Source organism: Marisediminitalea aggregata (assembly GCF_900129565.1).
GTDB classification, from domain to species: domain Bacteria; phylum Pseudomonadota; class Gammaproteobacteria; order Enterobacterales; family Alteromonadaceae; genus Alteromonas; species Alteromonas aggregata.
On the sequence record NZ_FQWD01000002.1, the window covers coordinates 766058 to 784866 of the forward strand.

The 18809-nt window shown below is 49.3% G+C and carries 16 protein-coding genes; 4 read left to right on the forward strand and 12 right to left on the reverse strand.

Annotated features, from left to right (window positions below):
* The first annotated feature begins 83 nt into the window (after nt 1-83).
* On the forward strand, nt 84-1028 hold the full coding sequence (locus BUB81_RS07475; protein ID WP_073320596.1) for an AEC family transporter: 945 nt from the start codon (nt 84-86) through the stop codon (nt 1026-1028).
* Nucleotides 1029-1035: 7 nt separating this feature from the next.
* Here the strand turns inward: BUB81_RS07475 and BUB81_RS07480 are convergent, their stop codons facing one another.
* On the reverse strand, nt 1036-1353 hold the full coding sequence (locus tag BUB81_RS07480) for a BolA/IbaG family iron-sulfur metabolism protein (protein WP_073320599.1): 318 nt from the start codon (nt 1351-1353) through the stop codon (nt 1036-1038).
* Nucleotides 1320-1970, reverse strand: coding sequence for an alpha-ketoglutarate-dependent dioxygenase AlkB family protein (locus BUB81_RS07485; protein ID WP_073321109.1), 651 nt, complete (start codon nt 1968-1970; stop codon nt 1320-1322). Before BUB81_RS07485 ends, BUB81_RS07480 begins: the two co-directional genes overlap by 34 nt.
* Before the next feature lie 29 nt (nt 1971-1999).
* Here BUB81_RS07485 and BUB81_RS07490 point away from each other — a divergent pair, with 29 nt between their 5' ends.
* Nucleotides 2000-3175, forward strand: coding sequence for a methyltransferase (locus BUB81_RS07490; protein WP_073320602.1), 1176 nt, complete (start codon nt 2000-2002; stop codon nt 3173-3175).
* 9 nt (nt 3176-3184) lie between these two features.
* The gene (locus BUB81_RS07495; RefSeq protein ID WP_073320604.1) at nt 3185-3784 is read left to right on the forward strand and encodes a peptidylprolyl isomerase; all 600 of its coding nucleotides are present in this window, start codon (nt 3185-3187) and stop codon (nt 3782-3784) included.
* On the opposite strand, the gene BUB81_RS07500 is transcribed toward BUB81_RS07495, so the two are convergent.
* The 10 genes from BUB81_RS07500 to BUB81_RS07545 all read right to left on the reverse strand — a co-directional run bounded on the left by BUB81_RS07500 (nt 3781) and on the right by BUB81_RS07545 (nt 16893).
* Complete coding sequence (locus tag BUB81_RS07500; RefSeq protein WP_073320607.1) at nt 3781-5289, reverse strand: diguanylate cyclase domain-containing protein; 1509 nt, start codon at nt 5287-5289, stop codon at nt 3781-3783. The genes BUB81_RS07495 and BUB81_RS07500 overlap by 4 nt on opposite strands.
* 166 nt (nt 5290-5455) lie before the next feature.
* A complete protein-coding gene (locus BUB81_RS07505) occupies nt 5456-6166 on the reverse strand; it encodes an SDR family oxidoreductase (protein ID WP_073320610.1) in 711 nt (236 codons plus the stop codon).
* Nucleotides 6167-6203: 37 nt separating this feature from the next.
* Complete coding sequence (locus BUB81_RS07510) at nt 6204-7637, reverse strand: alpha-amylase (RefSeq protein ID WP_073320614.1); 1434 nt, start codon at nt 7635-7637, stop codon at nt 6204-6206.
* 143 nt (nt 7638-7780) lie between these two features.
* On the reverse strand, nt 7781-8857 hold the full coding sequence (locus BUB81_RS07515) for a tetratricopeptide repeat protein (protein WP_073320617.1): 1077 nt from the start codon (nt 8855-8857) through the stop codon (nt 7781-7783).
* 218 nt (nt 8858-9075) lie between these two features.
* Complete coding sequence (locus BUB81_RS07520) at nt 9076-9597, reverse strand: GNAT family N-acetyltransferase (protein ID WP_073320620.1); 522 nt, start codon at nt 9595-9597, stop codon at nt 9076-9078.
* Nucleotides 9581-10213 (reverse strand): gamma-glutamylcyclotransferase, encoded by a 633-nt coding sequence (locus BUB81_RS07525; RefSeq protein WP_073320623.1) that lies wholly within the window; start codon nt 10211-10213, stop codon nt 9581-9583. The genes BUB81_RS07520 and BUB81_RS07525 overlap by 17 nt, the downstream gene beginning before the upstream one ends.
* Before the next feature lie 10 nt (nt 10214-10223).
* Nucleotides 10224-10967 carry a 23S rRNA (guanosine(2251)-2'-O)-methyltransferase RlmB gene (rlmB, locus tag BUB81_RS07530; protein ID WP_073320626.1) on the reverse strand — a complete coding sequence of 248 codons (744 nt, stop codon included), beginning with the start codon at nt 10965-10967 and terminating at the stop codon, nt 10224-10226.
* The gene (gene rnr / locus BUB81_RS07535; RefSeq protein ID WP_073320629.1) at nt 10967-13294 is read right to left on the reverse strand and encodes a ribonuclease R; all 2328 of its coding nucleotides are present in this window, start codon (nt 13292-13294) and stop codon (nt 10967-10969) included. Before rnr ends, rlmB begins: the two co-directional genes overlap by 1 nt.
* Before the next feature lie 144 nt (nt 13295-13438).
* Complete coding sequence (locus tag BUB81_RS07540; RefSeq protein WP_073320632.1) at nt 13439-16321, reverse strand: insulinase family protein; 2883 nt, start codon at nt 16319-16321, stop codon at nt 13439-13441.
* 200 nt (nt 16322-16521) lie between these two features.
* Nucleotides 16522-16893, reverse strand: coding sequence for a VOC family protein (locus BUB81_RS07545; protein ID WP_073320635.1), 372 nt, complete (start codon nt 16891-16893; stop codon nt 16522-16524).
* A gap of 156 nt (nt 16894-17049) precedes the next feature.
* Here BUB81_RS07545 and BUB81_RS07550 point away from each other — a divergent pair, with 156 nt between their 5' ends.
* On the forward strand, nt 17050-18738 hold the full coding sequence (locus BUB81_RS07550) for an alkaline phosphatase D family protein (protein WP_073321112.1): 1689 nt from the start codon (nt 17050-17052) through the stop codon (nt 18736-18738).
* Nucleotides 18739-18809: the final 71 nt, after the last annotated feature.

Consider the following 18809-nt stretch of genomic DNA (forward strand, 5'->3'; position numbering starts at 1 on the left):
CATTGCGCCGGCCTGATCGCCTCTGCTAAATCACAACATTCAGTGCTAGACTATCGACCTGATTACTTTCCCTCGTGTCGCTCATGCAATCCTCCACTATAGACTTCGCGGTTACCGTTATCGGGCCAGTGCTCGCTTTGCTCGTAATGGGCAACATTCTTATTCGCGTGAAACTGATAAACGACGATTTTGTCGCTATGGGCTCAAAACTGGTGTTTACCGTTGCTCTGCCCGCCTTACTGTTTTTGTCGATTAGTCAGGCGGACTTTAGTCATGCTGCCAACCCGTTATTGATAGGCGTTGGGTTAGCAGGCACCCTGGGGTATTTTCTGGTCCTCATGGGGCTAAGCCATTTCATGGTGTCAGAATCTGACGCCAGAGGTGTGGTGACTCAGGGCGGATTTCGAGCCAACATGGGCATCATTGGTTTAGCTTACTGCGCCAATACCTATGGCAACGATGGTTTAGCCGCGGCGTCGGTTTACCTGGGGTTAGTCACCATATTGTTTAATATTCTGAGTGTGTTTGTGCTGAATTTTTATCAGGAAGGCAAACGCTCACTGACCAAACAGCTCTCAGGTATTGCGAAAAACCCACTCATTATTGCCATTTGCTGTGCCTTGCCGTTTTCCTACTTTGACTGGTCTCTACCAGGTATTGCTGTGACCACCGGTGAGTACTTCGCCCAGTTGACGTTGCCACTGGCTCTGCTTTGCACAGGTGCCTCGTTGCAATTCCGCTCGTTTAGTGACGACTGGTTCAATATTTCACTGAGTACGCTCAGTAAGTGCGTGTTTTACCCGTTAGTGCTGGTCGCACTGGCCTATGTTGTCGGACTACGTGGTATGCCGTTGGGGATTGTACTGCTCATGGCTATTTCGCCCACGGCAGCAGCCAGTTACGTGATGGTAAGAAGTTTAGGTGGTGATCACCGACTGGCGGCCAGTATTATTGCGGTCACCACCTTGCTGTCGTTACCCGTCACCATCGTTGCGTTTGATTTATTGGCTTCGCGTAACTTGTTGTGAGATGTTGCTAGCCCGCCTTGCTGCCGCCGCGACATGCCGGCGATGCAAACGCCTGTTCACCACGTGCGGTCCATTCTTCAGGTGTATAGGTGTGCAAGGCTAACGCGTGAACCGGGCCAGCTAATGCATCAGCCAACAAGCCGTTCACCTGGCGATGGCGACCAATCAGGCGTTGCCCGATAAAAGCGTCAGTCACAACGGTAACCTTAAAATGACTTTGCGCACCAGGCGCCACATTGTGCTGATGACTTTCGTCCACAATCTCAAGAAAAGTGGGCTTAAGGTGTTCGCTCAGTTGTGATTCGATAAACTCGTATACTTGCATAAATCCGGTGAAATATAGCGAAATGTGAGGTTAATTCTACCATCAATGATTTTGCGCGTCTTGCTTAACCCATGATGGTAAAAACGTTGAGTCTGACCCGCCATGACCAGCAGACTGCCATTTTCGAGTTGAATGTCAGTGCGCTCACCGGTGGGCAGGTGCTTGAAACTGAACTTGCGTTCCGCGCCCAGTGAAACAGACGCAATGACAGGCTCTTCGCCGAGCTCAGGTTCATCGTCTGCATGCAACCCCATGCCGTCCTGGCCGTCGCGATACCAATTGGCCAGCACACAATTAAATGGCGCGCCCAGCTCATCTGTAAGCCGTTGTTGCAATGCGCCTAATGCCTCTGGCATGGGGTGAGGTTTCATGCGCAGTCCGGAATAGGTGTATTCGCAGTGTGGTGCCCCGTGCCAGCTCTGCAAGCGTGGAATCGATACCGATTTGCCGTACAATTTGATAGTATCCTGCCGCCAGGGCAAGCTTTGTTGCAGTTGCGTGATGAGTGTCGACGCGGCTTGTTCCGACAACCAATCAGGCTGATAACTCACCTGGGCGTCTTTGAGCGGCAATGCCTGAAGCCCCGGAGTGGATGTGTGAAATAAATCAGACTGCACAGTATTCAACACCAAGATAAAATGCGTTCATGAACACAGAGTTTACACTATTTGACCGGCAGCTAACGTTGATTCGTTACCCGGCCAAGCATCAACACAAAAGCCTGCAGGCCTGGGACAGTGCCGATGAACTGGTTATCGAACACCTGTTAACCGAGCAATGCGTGCCTGACGCTCAGCCATGGATAATCATGAACGATGATTTTGGATCACTGGCTACGTTTTTTGCCGGTCAGAACGCGACTACGGCTGTTCCGACCTGGGTTAGCGACTCAACCATTGCCCGCTTGTCCCTGGCAGAAAACCTGCAGGTTAATCATTGTAAACAGGTAGACGTGGTTGATTGCCTGGCCTCTTTACCGACCGCTCCGGCGCTGGTTGTTATTAAAGTCCCCCGAACACTTGCGCTTCTGGAACACCAGCTTATTCAACTGCGCAGTGTAGTGTCGGCGCAAACGCATATTGTTGCCGCCGCCAAGGTTAAAGCCGTTACCCGCGGCGTGTTAGATCTGTTTGAGAAGTATCTCGGCCCAACCCGTACTTCACTGGCCAAAAAGAAGTCCCGACTGATCTTCTGTGAAGCCGACTCCAGCAAACTCAATACGCCTGTCTCATCGCCCTATCCGACCCGCTGGCAATGCACGCTGGCAACCGGTCAGGCAGTCTCGGTGAGTAACCACGCCAATGTGTTTTCCCGGCAGTCTCTGGACATCGGAGCTCGCCTGTTACTGGAACATATGACCGTCGCAGACCATGACCATGTTGTCGATTTGGGTTGTGGCAACGGCGTACTTGGACTCAATGCCCTGTCACTGGCGCCGGGATGCAAAGTAACCTTTGTTGATGAATCACTGATGGCGGTTGAGTCAGCCAAAGACAACGTGGCAAACAATTTTCAAGATCAAGTTGAGCAATGCGAGTTTGTTGCCAGCAACTGTCTGGAGTCTCTGCTGGATCGCCCTTACAGACCGTTAGTGACAAAAGTGTTTTGTAATCCCCCTTTTCACCAGCAAAACGCCATCACCGACCATATTGCCTGGCAGATGTTTCACGATGCCTATGAACTGCTTAATAAAGGCGGTCATCTTATCGTGGTAGCCAACCGCCATTTAGATTATTACCCTAAATTAAAGCGCTTATTTGGTGGCGTAAACACCATCGCCAATGACCGAAAGTTCGTAATTTACAGCGCAGCGAAACGATAAGGAGTCCTCATGCTGAGATCATTACTACTGTGTTTAGCGTTGATAACTGCACCTGCATTTGCCGCGAAGAAAGCCGATGACGGCTCGCAAATTCAACCTGACAATTACTACCCCAGAGTAAAACTGGAAACATCCATGGGTGACATTGTCATCGAGCTGGACCGCAGAAAAGCCCCCATTACGGTGAACAACTTTTTGCGCTATGTCGACAAGCGCAGCTACGAAGAAACCATTTTCCACCGTGTTGTGCCCGGGTTTGTTGTCCAAGGTGGCGGTTACACTGTCGACTTTGACGAAAAGCCTTCGTACCCGGAAATCTATAACGAGTCAGGCAATGGATTGAAAAACTCACTCTATTCTGTCGCCATGGCGAGACAAAATGATCCGCATACGGCAACACGTCAGTTTTTCTTTAATCTGGACGACAACGACAGTCTCGACCCGGGCAGAAACTGGGGCTACACCGTGTTCGGTGCGGTAGTTGAAGGGTACGAAGTCGTTGATGCCATGGGTGAGGTAGAAACTGAATACAAAGCACTGTTGGGGTTCGCTGACGCGCCCGTAGAACCCATTATTTTGCACAAAGCGACGGTGTTACCAGAACTCTAATCGTCAGGGCTTCTCCATGCACTGGCGAAAGTAATCCGGCTTTCGCCAGATGCCTTGGACTGATACATGGCCTTATCCGCCAAGCTCAATAAATCCGCTTCCTCTTGTGCATCATCCGGGAAACACGCCACGCCGATACTGGCGCCAACGTCTACCACGATGTCCTGAATCAGATAAGGCTTGCATATTGCGGCCAGTATTTTCTCCACCAGCGCTTTGCATTGTTGATAGTTTGCCACGTCAGTCAGGATCAGTGTAAATTCATCACCGCCAATTCTGGCAACCGTATCTGACTCCCTCACCGTATCACGCATTCTAACTGCGACGCGACCTAATAGAAGATCGCCAAATTTATGTCCGTATTGGTCGTTAACACTTTTAAAACCATTGAGGTCAATAAACAACACAGCCAGTTTTTCGCCCCGACGGCTGGCATGTTTTAATTCCAAATCGAGCCTGTCTTTGAACAAATGACGATTGGGCAAATCAGTTAACTGATCGTGATAAGCTAACTGGGCCAGTTCCTGCTGCTGTGCAACAGATACTGAATCGTCTATTACGGTATACACCGTTGCGGGCTTGTTGTTTAGCGTCACCTTGCTCACTTCAAGCTTGCAGTGATACCGTTCCCCGTACTTTCTGAGCCCATAGGTTTTACCCTCATAATCAACTAGCAGCACAGATTTTTTCTTGTTCAGAAGTTCTTGCTGAGAAAAGCCGCTCATCTCAGCCATTACCTTATTGGCTCTTACGATTGACCCACTGGCGTCAACAACGATGATCCCTGTCGCGATACGATTCATTATGTTATCGACCAGGTCCAGTGTGTGGTGCGCTTTTCTGACCCGCAGTCTGTATAAAATGATGGCAACGCTAAAATTAACCAGCGCCAAAAGAAACGCTATCCCCTGGAAAAAGCGAATGCGTTGCGCCTCTTCCTGTGTTTCATGTTCGAGTTCTACGGTGAGGGCGTTCATTAGTGCGAGCAGCGCGAGGTTTTTTCGTTGCGCGACATCGTTGGCTTGCTGAAGTAACAGCATATCGAATTCCCGCCCTATCAACTGGCGAACCTTCTGCCTTAACGGTGCCCATTCACGTAACGCCTGATTAATAATTTCCCGTGTAGCTTCACTGGTTAGCGGCGCAACTTCTATCATGTCAGACTCTGCGGAGAATGTACGCCCACCTCGATGAAAGGCATCTAATGTGTATTCAAAGCGGTCGAAAGTACTGCTCAGCTCCTCCAGGTACTCAAGATAGACCTGTTCATTCTGAATATTTTTGTCCATCAGCAACAGTGTTTTAACCATACGTTGGCTCAACATACGCTGACGACCAGACAAGTTAATATTTATGGCTTGCTGTTCAATTCGGTATGACAACCAGACATTTAAAGACAGGGCAATAAAATCGAATAGAAGAAACAGTACAATGGCAAGTACAGTGAGTGAGCTTCCTTCCTTTTTGCTAAAGGAAGCCAGAGAGTTTTTGATACCAGAATACATTGACACTAGTGCATCCCTCACTAGGTAATTGTGCAAATTTGCAGATATACGCCGCGTTTGAATTTGCTAATCCAAACCTATTGCTCAGTTATTATTTAATATAGCGTATAGCAAATATACTGCGCCTTGCGATGCAAAAAAACAAGGCTCTACCTGCAACTTTTAGCTAAAACCCCCATAAGCCAATATTATCGATCTTCAATCGTCTTGGCTGTTGCAGCAGATACACAACCATGCCCGCAATATCTTCATTTTGAATCAGACCATCGTCAATGGCTTCATCAGGTTGACGTGATGACTGGATTAGTGCAGGGTTTAGCGAATGTACATGGATACCATATTCACGCACTTCCTCCTGCAATGCCTTTCCAAGGCCCACCATGGCAAACTTCGACGCGCAATACACGCCGGCTTTCGCATAGCCATTCAACGCGGCCTGTGAAGCAATATTAATAATGTATCCCTCGCGATTTTCAATCATTGCAGGCACCGTCTCTTTACACATCAGAAAGGTCCCTTTCACGTTGGTATTCATTACCTCATCCCAGTCGGCTTCAGGTGTTTCCCACACCCGGGTTTCCTTGCCAAAACCACTGTTGTTGATCAACACATGTACGCTGCCAAACTGTCGAATAACCTGTTGCACAAAGTTTGCGGTCTCGCTGGCATCACTCACATCGCACACCGCGCCAAACAGGCGGTTGCCAAATCGTTCGGACAAATCATCAACGGTACCTGTAATCGTTTTTTCAGTCCGGCCACAGATGGCCACTGACATCCCTTCAGCCAGTAAATATTCGGTGATAGTGCGACCAAGGCCTTTACCGCCGCCGGTTACGATGGCTACCTTATTAGTGAGTGAATATGTTTGGTTCATAGAGCTTCCCCTTGTTTTTATAAGCCAGACGCCGGGTTTAGTCTGAGGTTAGCCGTGCGTTGTGATGGATAGCAACGGCCTGCATTGCAGGTAGCGACAGCTTTAATTGCCCGGCGTCGTCAATCACAATTTCCCCTCCGGTACACTGCGGCTTTTTTGTATCCAAGCCGCCGGTCAGTGCATTGCAATACCGTCCTTCCGGCAGAGAGGTCAACAGCGTTTTGTTAAGGCGCTGCTCACTGGCATTAATAACCACATAGCCGCTGCTCCCCCGGCCAAATGCAATCTGGTCACTGCCATTGTCCCACCAGTTTGTAACGTCTGCATGCGCAGACGTATTGCGTCTGAAATCCACCGCGCCTGCGATATAGGGCCGGCGATGTTCACATTGCCATGCATTGTTAAAACAAGCGGGTTTTGCATCACCGTGCACATTCACACCAGGCGGCCCGGCGTCGGTATCACCGTCAAATGCATAACTCGACATCACTTTAGGATAACCATAAGGCCAGGCGAGCATGAAGACGTTGGCTAAGTCATATAACCGGCCGTCTTCAAAAGTAATGACATGACCACCGCCGCCGTGTCCACGCTGATTATCATGGTTATCGACAAACACCACAGCGTCGCCAGAAGCTAACCACTGCCCCGTTCCCACCAGTTGGTGTAGTGAAGCCAGCGACCCACGGCTAAAAGCCTCTCCAATGGCCAGCGAATAGTTAAATTCAGTGACAGCGCCATTGCCGGTATATTCCGAAGCGCGTATAGGCTCACCGCCCTGGTCGATGACTTCCTGAAATACCCATGGCTCGCCTTCTACCTGCTCCAATATCTGTTTTATGTCGCGCGCAGGCATATGCTTGGACGCATCAATACGAAATCCTGCCACGCCAATGTTAACCAAATCACTCAAATACCCGGCAATACGCGCCTGTACTTGCGGATCTTCGGTTTTGAGATCGGCGAGACCAACCAATTCACATTGTTGAACATTGTCCCGGTCCCGGTAATTAGTAATACCGCAATCCATGTGAAAATCTTTGGGGGTAAAATCAGGGAATTGCTTTCGTTCAAATGCGGTTCCGGTGAGACTGCGACCACTGCCTGCAGCCATATGATTGATCACTGCATCAACGTAGATATCCACACCAACCGCTTTACACCGCTGTACCATATCGATGAATTCAGCACGATTGCCACTGCGACTTATTAATGCATAGCTAACCGGTTGATAACGCGTCCACCATTGTGAACCGGCTCTGTGTTCACTCGGCGGCGATACCTGCACGGCGCTGTAGCCATGTGGCCCAAGAAACGCCTCACATTCAGTTGCAATGTCAGGCCAGCGCCATTCAAACAGGTGTACAAAAGTGTCGGCCTGTAAATCAGGCTGCGCCATGAGTTTGAACGGACAACACAACGCCACGGCAAGCACGGTAAAACGCAAAAAGCGACTCAGTATGGCAAACATGATTCGAATTCCTGGCAATAAAAGAGATAACAACCCTAGGTGCTATCCGCTTTGCCCTCAATAAGAATACGTATGCAGTGAAAGTTCGTTCTAACCTTGTGCATTCCACAGCGCCTGAAACGACAAGTTGGCTTTTGAACCTCCTAAGCCTTCTTGTTTAGTTGCTTTTTCAGGCCTTTCAAAATTTTTGCAAAGCGCTTGTCTTCCTCTCCTTGGATTGACGCCAGGGCATTTTTGGCTTGTTCGACATCATTGGCATTTAAGCGCAGCTCGGCCAAGCGCAAGTGTGCCCAGTTCAAACTGGGTAAATGGGTCGTTTCGATATTGGTCGCGTTATATTCTTCAACGTATTGCTCAAGTGCAGTTATTCCGCTTTGGGTATAGTCACCACTCTCTACTGCAAGCTGACCAAGGCGGTACTTTCCATAGAGCAAATTGCTTTTGTTCTTTTCATAGGCTTCCCACGCTTCCGACTCAGTATCTTCAACGGACACAACCGACGCCGTTAGCAGTGCAGATAACGCATTAAACGCGTCCTCGTAGCGCTCATCTGAGAGATAAAAACTGCCTAATTCGTAGCTGGCACGTATTTTCGTCTCGTCTTGCTGAGAGAGTGATTCATAGATAGCACTGGCCTTTTCCGTTTGTTCATCTTCGAGATAAAACTTCGCTTTCGCAAACTGCCCCTCAAGCGCATCGAGCGTAGCGATTTTGTCGGCCAGTTTCTCGGCCTCTTCCATATCACCGCCAGCAATAGAGGGGGCCATTAAATGAAACTGCATCAGTGCCTGATAGACGTTTACTTCTTCCGGCGCAACGGTGATCGCCGCTTCTAAACTGTGTTTCGCTTTTTCCGCATAGCCTAACGCAGAGAAAATGCTGCTCGATGCCTGCGCGCCCATTACGCTGGCATGCGTGTGATAGGCTCTGTAATCGTCTTTGTAGTGCGCTATAAATTCTTCGGCAATCTCTTCTGCATCATCCAGATCGGTATTCATAAGCGCAGATATAAGCATGTTGTATTGCTCAGGTGTCTTTGAATTGGTGTCTTCCAGCGCTGAAATAACGAATTCGTAATCACCTTGCTTAAAGTGCTCATCGAGCAATTCGGCGTTGATGTCGGAGCTGATTCCGACGCTGTCTGGCAATGCCTGTAGCGGTAACGACAGTGACACCAGGACAGCAAAAGCCAGTGTTGATGACGTTTTTTTAAGAGTCATTTCAATTCCTTTTGATAAACACGTTGTGGAAAAAATTGATGGCCTGCAACGTAACAACCAGCCAACCGTAATTTGAACATTTAACGTAAACTACCTTAGCCAGAATCATTGTAAACCGTTCATTTGTAACAAAATCAGAAACAACTCAATGCCTGGACGAATGGGTAGCAACCGCTTTTTAGAGCGACATTGACAGAAAATGTTCCTTGAATCAGGACTTATTCAGGTTCAATCGTTTTCAGAAAAAACTGGTGGGAAGGTACATCCCGCTGAAAAAACTTGCCCATGGCGGTGAAGCCGGCTTTTTCCAGTAAGTGCAAAGAACGAGTATTGTCGCAACGGCAGATCGCGCTGATCTGAGAATTAAGCCCGGACTTTGCGGCCCATCTGAGGGCTAACGTCACCGCCTCTAATGCCAAGCCCTGTCCTCTGCCATGTGGCAGAAATGCATAGCCGAGATCCGGGCAATCTAAAAACGAGCGATGCAGAAAACCACATAAGCCAATGCGGCTATCGCCTTCTACCACATCAATCTCAACTACCCAGAGGCCAAAGCCTTGCTGGGAGAAACTGCTACTTGACGTATTGATATATTGTTTGGCTTCGTCGGGCTCTTTTACCCCGCGATCGCCAATAAAGTAGAGCCAGTCCGGATCGCTGGTAATTGCCAGCACGAAATCCACATCCTCTGTGGTTAGCTGACGAAAGCGCACGCGCCCTGATTCAATAACCGTATTCACGTAACAACCCGTCGATGATAGTGTGCTGCGCCGCACTGACCCGCGCAGCTCTGGGGTAATTGGGGGACGACCGGTCATTAACTCGTGGATGATTCCAGGCTTTTGTAGAGTGAATGAATTCGCGTGCTGCCGCTTCGCCGCCCAGCTCCAGGCAACCCGCCAGACACGTATCGATGTAAGATTGATTGACCGGGAAGTCATTGGTTGCCGGATGGATATCCAGCGTTTCGCATATCCACAGGTCCCGTTCAGACAACCAGGATGCAAGAGTCTCGTTCACCTCTGCATCGTAGGGCAAGCAAAGTTGCGCCTCGCTTACCCGTGTAAAGCGATAGTCCTGTTCGCGTTGTTGAATACTGGGGTCGAGGTGTGACGGTACTAACTGCGCATTTAACCAGGCATCGGCCTGTTGATACGCACCGACATAGGTTTGTTTCTCAGGCAATGAGCGTGTTACCCACGCCCGTTCAAATCCGAGCACACTGACGGCAATGCCATGATGAGGGATATTGGAATGGCGATGGCGCGAATCGGCATTCATCAGGCTGCCGTACCCCATGATCACATGGGGTTCATCAACCGCTTTCAACCACTTTTTCAGTGCCGCCGGTGTCATTGGGTATCTATTAATTTGCCGTGCGCTGGCGCACGATTTCATACAAACAAACACCCGTTGCGACCGATACGTTCAGGCTAGAAACGCTGCCCGCCATGGGGAGTTTAACCAGCTCATCGCAATGTTCCCGGGTAAGACGTCGCATACCTTTACCTTCTGCGCCCATCACCAGTGCCATTGGACCGGTCAGTTTACAGTCGTAAATCAGCTGTTCTGCTTCGCCTGCGGTGCCGATAACCCAGACACCCTTTTGCTGAATGTGTTTAAGCGTACGAGACAAGTTTGTCACCTGAATGAAGGGCACCACTTCGGCTGCGCCACACGCCACTTTCCGCGCGGTAGCAGTCAGCCCGCCAGATTTATCCTTTGGCACAACTACGGCGTGCGCGCCCGCTGCATCAGCGGTTCGTAAACAGGCCCCAATGTTGTGAGGGTCTGTCACGCCGTCCAAAAACAATAACAGGGGAGAATCGGTATTATCCAGCAAATAGTCCAGATCACTTTCGTCCAGGGTTTTCGCCGGCTTTGCCCGGGCAACAATTCCCTGGTGCTGTTCACCATTTACTTTGTCATCCAGCACCTTGCGGTTACAGAATTGTACAGACACCCCCATACGGCGCGCGGTATTCACAATAGATTGTAAGCGTGCATCATCACGTCCTTTAAGGACCATGATTTCAATTAACCGTTCGGGTTCTTTGTCGATCACAGCCTGCAATGCATGCAGACCATAAAGCCACTCTTGCTGTGCCATTAACGTCGTTTACCTTTGTTCTTATTGGGTTTCTTTGAGCCTCGCTTTTTCGGTGGCGGGGCGGATTTGGGTGTGCCTCGACTGCCTTTGGCGTCGGCCGTTTTGCGAGGTTCCCGTTTCTTCACGACTTTGACCTTTTTACCGGTCGTCGCTTTTAACCATTTATTGTCGAGGATAAGGTCAATTTTACGCTCATCCAGATTTACTGCAGCGACTTTTACCTGTAGTTGATCGCCTAATCGGTATTGACGCGCGCCGCTGTCACCAGCCAGGCATTGTTTTACATCATCATAGCGATAGTAGTCGTCATCCAGTGAGGTAATGTGCACCAGTCCGTCGATATGGTATTCGGTGATCCGCACAAAAATACCAAAACCGGTTACCGAGCTGACGACCCCTTCAAAGGTCTCGCCAACATGGTCCTGCATGAATTCACATTTGAGCCAGTCTGCAACGTCCCGGGTGGCGTCATCCGCTCGACGCTCGGTCATAGAACACTGCTCACCAAGCTGCTCAATTTCCTCTGCGCTGTAAGCTTTAGCACCGTGCACCGTCTGCCCTTGTTTCTTCAGAATTGCTTTAATTGTTCGGTGAACAACTAAGTCCGGGTAACGCCGTATGGGTGAAGTAAAGTGGGCATAGGCGTCGAGCGCCAACCCAAAGTGGCCGATATTCTCACCGTCATATATGGCCTGCTTCATAGACCGCAATAACATGGTTTGGATCAATTCCTGATCAGGCCGGTACAGTGTTTTCGATACCACGTCGGTAAAATCAGCAGGCACCGCGCCATCAGTAATACGGTGTGGAATGCCAATTTCACCCAAGTAAGCGGTAAACGCGGCCAGTCTGTCGGCATCGGGTTTGTCGTGCACCCGGAACAGCGCATGCGCTTTATTTGCCTCAATAAACTGGGCGGCACTCACATTAGCCATGATCATGCATTCTTCAATGAGCTTATGCGCATCATTGCGCTCAATAGGCACAATATTTTCAATTTTGCGCTGTGCATTGAACACGAATTTACTTTCCTGGGTTTCAAACTCAATGGCACCACGCAAACCACGCGCTTTTTTCAGGGCGCGATACAAATCATGCAGATTGCGTAAATGCGGTACAAAGGTTTCGTAACGCTGATGGAGCTCTTTGTCGCCCTGCAGAATTTGCCAGACTTTGGTGTAAGTGAAGCGCGCGTGAGAATTCATCACTGCTTCATAAAACTGGTATTGCTTGAGCTGCCCTTGTGGACTGATGGTCATTTCGCACACCATACACAAGCGGTCTACTTCCGGATTGAGTGAACACAACCCGTTCGACAGCACTTCTGGCAGCATGGGGACAACCTGGTCCGGGAAGTATACTGAGTTACCCCGGTTCAGCGCTTCTGTGTCTAAAGCTGTGCCCATTCGCACGTACTGACTGACATCGGCAATGGCGACCCAAAGCTGCCAGCCACCGTCATCCAACGGCTCACAAAATACCGCGTCGTCGAAGTCACGTGCATCTTCACCGTCAATGGTGACCAGCGGTAGTTGGCGTAAGTCGATACGTCCGGCTTTTGCTTCTTCGTCTACGGTATCACCCAACCCTTCAATTTGGCGGGTAACGCCTTTTGGCCACTGATGCGGGATATCGAACGTGCGCAGGGCCATTTCGATTTCCATGCCCGGCGCCATATGCTCGCCGAGCACTTCAACAATGCGCCCAACCGGATTTACCCGTCGACGCGGTCGCTGCGTGATCTCAACAACAACCACGTGCCCCTGACGTGCGCCGTGGGCATGCTCAGGCGGGATGATGATCTCATGATTAATTCGGCTGTCGTCAGGAATAACAACGCCCATACCTTGTTCGGTGAAATAGCGGCCAACAATGGGCTCTTTGCGCGGTTCGATAACCTGATTGATAAAGGCTTCGCGCTTACCTCGCCTGTCGGTACCACTTTCTCTGGCTTCAACAAAATCATCATGCAACAGGTTTTGCATTTGCCCTGCGCTAATAAACAAGTCGCCGGATTTGTCTTCTGGTCGCAGAAAGCCGTAACCATCGCGATGGCCAATCACGCGTCCACGAAACAGCTGCTCTTGTTGCAGCACCGCATAACGCTTTTGTTTAGTAAATTGAATTTGCCCTTCGCGCTCCATGGCGCGTAAACGGCGTTGAATACCAATACGACTGTCTTCGTCCAGCGCATTCACACTGTGGCAAATATCCATAAAGGACATGGGTTTGCCGTATTTTTTCAGTGTTTCCAGCAAATATTCACGGCTGGCGACTGGATTGTCGTATTTGGATTTTTCCCGCTCGAAATGCGGATCTTTACTCATAATATATGGATCTTCCTTATAGTCTGTTTGCAGTATAACAGCTTGCCTTCAAAGCGTGTGCCCTTTTATTTTTTACCAAATAAAAAGGCCCGCTGAATCAGCAGGCCTTTTCAATACAACACGTAAAACGCGAAATGACTAACGTTATTGGGTTTTCATATTGCTGTGGAATGTTGCCATGTCAGCAATCGGTTTCGCGCCTTCCAGGCCTGCAAATGGCTTATCGGCAAATTTTGCACCGCGCATTTGTACAGACACTCTTGCTGCGTCTTTGTTCAGCATGGTTTTAGCGTAGAAGTCTTTTAATCCTTCCAACGTCACATTTTCAACGGCGGCAATGAGCTTTTCCTTACTGTCGAAATCATAGTTTTCTTTGTACCAATCAGCCATGAACGGCGTAACTTCATCCTGCAGGTTCTTCGGCGGCTCTTTCAGCGTAACCAATGTACTGGCTTTTAACTGCGCGAAGGTCTCTTCGGTCATGCTGTTTAGCTGCTCTACATACTCCTGCTTGAAGGTATCAAAGCGAGCCTGCATAGCCTCTACATCTTTAACCGGCGTCTGAATGTACATGGCAAAACCGGTGTAATCGCCAATTTGCACCGCTGCGCCACCTACGGCATAAGCCAACTGCTCTTCGGTACGCAATTTATCGAATGCTGCCGTGCGGAAATGACCGCGTAACACTGATGCCTGTGCCTGCGCCTCGAAGCCAGCTTCAGGGTGAACGGAAACATCAACAATGGCAACATCAGCCACATCGAGATCTTGCTGCCACAGCAGTTTTTCACCTGGCTGAGGCTTCCAGAAATCGCGGTAGTCATACGCAATGGCTTTACGATCTTCAGGCAACGCTGCAGTAATTTGTGCAACAGCACTGTCCAGATCTTTGCTGTCGTAGTTACCGAATGCAAAGACACGTAACTGATGCTCGCCCAATAAGGCCGGCATATAGGCAGTTAAATCTGAAGGCTTGAGCGATTGCGCGGTGGCAATCAACGCCTCAGTATTGAAGTTACCTTTACGGACCAGACGACCATAAGCATCAAATGCCTGATAGAACGGGAACTGTTTGCCCTGGTTTTGTAAACCGCGAATGAAACGGTCTACCGCCTGGGCAAAGTTCTGTTCATTGACGTCTACCACCAGCGCGCCAAGCGCTTGTTTTAACAGCTGTGGTTGCTTGTCGGTAAAGCCTGACAGAGTCATTCTCAAGCCATTACCTTCGTTCAGTTTCAGGTTCATACCCGCAATACTGGCTTCTGTCATAAGCGCACTTTGCTGCAGCGAGTACAAATCTTTCCAAAGCGTGGTCAGCACATTCGCTTTAATATCGGTTTCGGCTTTACCGTTGTTGATATAGATTTCCATGGCGCCGCGCGGCTGATCGGCAAACGCTTTGCTTGGGTAGTGCCAAACTTTAATGTCGTCTTTATCAACAACCAGCTCAGGCTTGGCTTTGCTGCCAGTGTCTTTAATTTCAAAGTTTTCAGGCAGCAAATTGTTGACTGCAGGCAACTGCAGTGGAATTTGCGGCGCTTGTTTCCAACTTGCGACTTCTTCCTGACCAATATCGGCAACCTTGTATTTGCCGTCGTAGAAATGCAGCTGACTGTCCGACGGCTCGCCTTTACTGATATACCAAATACGCAGGTGTTCTGGTGTCAATTGCGCCAGTACGTCGTTAATAGCCTGAGCATCAAAGGCTTCGTAATAGTACGGCGAAGATACCGCATGTTTGGCGGGAACGTTTTGCATTGCCGCGGCCAGATTCGACACATAACCGAATTCATCGGCCTTTTCCAGGAAGCGGAACTGGTTATTCAGGCTGGTTTTGATTTCGCTGAAATACTTCTCATCAACGCCTTTTTCACGAATCAGGTCGATGTATTGCATTACAACCGCCACAATAGCTTCGCGGTTTTGCATTCCTGCATCAGTTAAATCAATATCAATACTGAAAGAGCCGTAGTTCCCATACATATCAGGTGATGCGCTGGCGACCAGGTTGGAAATAAGCCCCATCCCTTTCAACTGATAGGCAGGTGTACCTGGCATCTCTGAACCAATTAAATACGTCAGGTATTTGTTAGGCTTTGACGCATACTGATCGCTGTTATTGGTGATAGTAAAATCAATTTTCAGCTGTTTTACGTCTTCGTTTGGCACATAGTGAATACGTTTTCCGCCGACTTTAGCAAAGTCCAGCGTGTCAGTGACTTCCGGATCTTCAATTTGCTTGTTCTTGATGTCACCAAAGTACTGGGTAGCCAGTGCTTTCATTTCACTCAGCGGACGGTTGCTGATCATAGCGACTTTCATAATATTGGCAGAATAATACTGATCGTAGAAGTTCACCGTCTCGGTGTGCAGCTTACTGCCTTCTTTGTCGCCCAGGGTTTCCAGGTTTCCGATTAGGAAACGGTTCGCCGGGTGATCACCCATCAGGTTTCGCGCCAGCTTAAACTGACCAAAGAAATCCATTTCGCGGCGCATTGACCATTCAGCATTTACCGCGTTCTTTTCTTTGTCAGTATATTCAGGGTAAAGCTTAGGGGCCTTAAAGAAATCAGAAAAACGATCAAGCGCTTCCGGGTAGCCCTCGTTATTGACCTTGAACATGTAGTTAGTGATGTCCAGCCAGGTATAAGCATTGTGCTGACCGCCATTGGCCGTCATAAAGTCGGTATAACCTTTGGTGTCAGGAAAACGCTCCGTCCCCAAAAACAACATATGCTCCAGATAGTGAGCCATACCTTGTTGAGACATAGGGTCATGCAGCAGACCAACGCTAACACTCAGTGCGGCAGCTGATTTTTCGGCGTCGGGATCTGACACCAGCATCACTTCAACGCTGTTGGGTAAGGTAAACGTATCGTACTGACGATTGTCGTTCGCAGAAATAATGACTGATGGCGCAACCGCCTCCGCATTGGTTTGTGTAGGGGTAACTTGTTTCGCTTGCTCTGCACTACATCCAGCCAGAATAGCCAGTGTAACTGCACTCATAGCAAAGAGCTTTTTCATTCTAGGTGCCTTGTATTATCTGTATTTAGTGGACATATACGTAAAACGCCGCCAAAAGACGCAGTGAATGTTGCACATCTGTCGCACGTATATGAATACCTCTTTGGGTATCGCAACATTAAGCAAACTTTGCGTCACTGGCTACTGCCCTTAAACATAGTATTGTAAAAAAGTATGTCTAATGACTGCAGAACGCAGTGCTAACGATGTTGGTCGATAAGAATGGCGTTGCCGTCGGGGTCAAGGAATGCAATGCTTTCCGGCCCTTCCCCGCCTGGCTCGGTGGGTTTTGTCAGTTCAACGCCTTGCGCAACCAGTTGCGCCTCGATCTCTCTGACATCGGTAAAACTGTCCAGGTTTCGGGCGTTTTGATCCCAACCCGGATTAAACGTAAGTACATTACCTTCGAACATGCCCTGAAACAGACCAAAGATGTGGTCACCGTTTTTCATAATAAGCCAATGCTGAGTAATATCACCGCCGAACACGGTGAACCCAAGCTTCTCGTAAAAGGCCTTTGATACATGAATATCCTTTACCGACAAACTTACCGAAAATGCACCCAGTTCCATTGTAACCCTCACTTGTTCACAAACCGTTCATGAATTTCCACTATCCTCCGCTTTACAGATAACTTCAACCATTCACCGCATTTTGCCGTTTGAAGGTAGGCAAGTCGCTTGAGCTTGGTTAAAGTAAATTTTTTTGCCCTTCACAGATGTATTGTTATGGACAGACGACAGTTTATTAAGCTCTCTTCACTATTTGGTGGTGGTATAGCCATTTCTACCCAGTTAACCGGATGCGGTGCTACGTTCCAGCCAGACGGTGACGATTATGTTCCTGCAGCCACTTTTACGCATGGCGTTGCCAGTGGTGACCCCACTGCAAATTCAATTATTTTGTGGACACGGGCAGTACCGGAAAACAACAACAGCAGTGGTTATGTGCGCTGGCAGTTGGCCACCTCTCCTGACTTTGCTGCCCCCATTCGCAGTGGCGTTGTAAAAACAGAGCGTAGCCGCGACTTCACGGTAAAAGTAGATGTGCGGGATCTGCCCGCAGGTCAGCGTTATTACTACCGCTTTTTTACCAGCGAGACACGTTCGCCAACCGGCCAAACACTTACCCTGGATAACGGTGTGGTAGACCGCGTTAAGTTTGCAGTTTTCTCCTGTGCGAACTTCCCGGCAGGCTATTTCAATGCCTACGATGCTGCCGCAAAAGACAACAGTGTCGACGTAGTGCTGCATCTGGGAGATTATATTTACGAGTACCCCAAAGGCGGTTACGCCACAGCAAATGCTGATGCGATTGGACGCAGTTTTGTGCCGGGCAACGAAGGGGAGCTACTCAACCTGACTGATTACCGTACGCGCTACGCACAATATCGCGGTGATAAGGGGTTACAGCTATTGCATCAGCGCAAGCCTTTTATTGCTGTATGGGACGATCACGAAATCGCCAACGATACGTTTTTATCTGGCGCTGAAAATCACAACGAAGGCGAAGGTGACTTTTTTGCACGTCGCACCGCTGCCATTCAGGCTTACTATGAATGGCTCCCGATACGCCCGCCGATGGGCGACGAGAATCCACAGATTTACCGCTACTTTGAATTTGGCAACCTGGTAAGTCTGTACATGCTGGATACAAGGGTAATCGGACGTGACGAGCAGTTGTCGCTGCGAAATTATAAACTGGCAAACGGTAGTTTCGATTTCCAGTCACTCCAATGCGACATCAATGATCCTGCACGGACCTTACTGGGCTCCGAGCAGTTCAACTGGTTAAAGAAACACGTAGCTTCCGGCAACAACCGTTGGCACGTTTTGGGCCAGCAGATCCTGATGGGTAAGATGCACTATCCTGCTGAGATCATCGCCACGACCAATCGTCAGGCCGTTCCAGGCGTTATCGCAGAACTGATGGAGCTTCGCCAAAAGCAACTGGCCGGGCAAACACTCACACGTGAAGAACAGCAACGATTATCAGTGAAAATTCCCTACAACCTCGATGCCTGGGATGGTTATGCCGCAGAACGTGATAAAGTGCTAAAACTTTTCAGTCAGGAAGGTAAATCGCTGGTAGTACTGGCCGGTGATACCCACAATGGCTGGGCAAACACAATTGCAGACAGTTCAGGTAACACCGTTGCCGTGGAATACGGCACGCCAGGGGTCACTTCTCCAGGCTTCGAGGGATACTTAGGGTTAACCGACAAACAAGCCGAAGATCTCGCGCGTGCGTTGCCACTGCTCATCGACGAAGTTGAGTACTGCAACCTGCATCAACGCGGCTACATGAGCGTTGAGTTCACCTTAGGTCAGGTCAACACCGCCTGGCATTACGTCAGCAATATCAAAGACACCTCCTACACCGTACGAACTCAACATAGAGAACGGTTCGTGGGATAGTGTTGTTGCTGGTTAGCTTGTTGATTCGCTGTCATCTGGGGCTCCTGGGATCTTAGGTCCCCGCCTTCGCG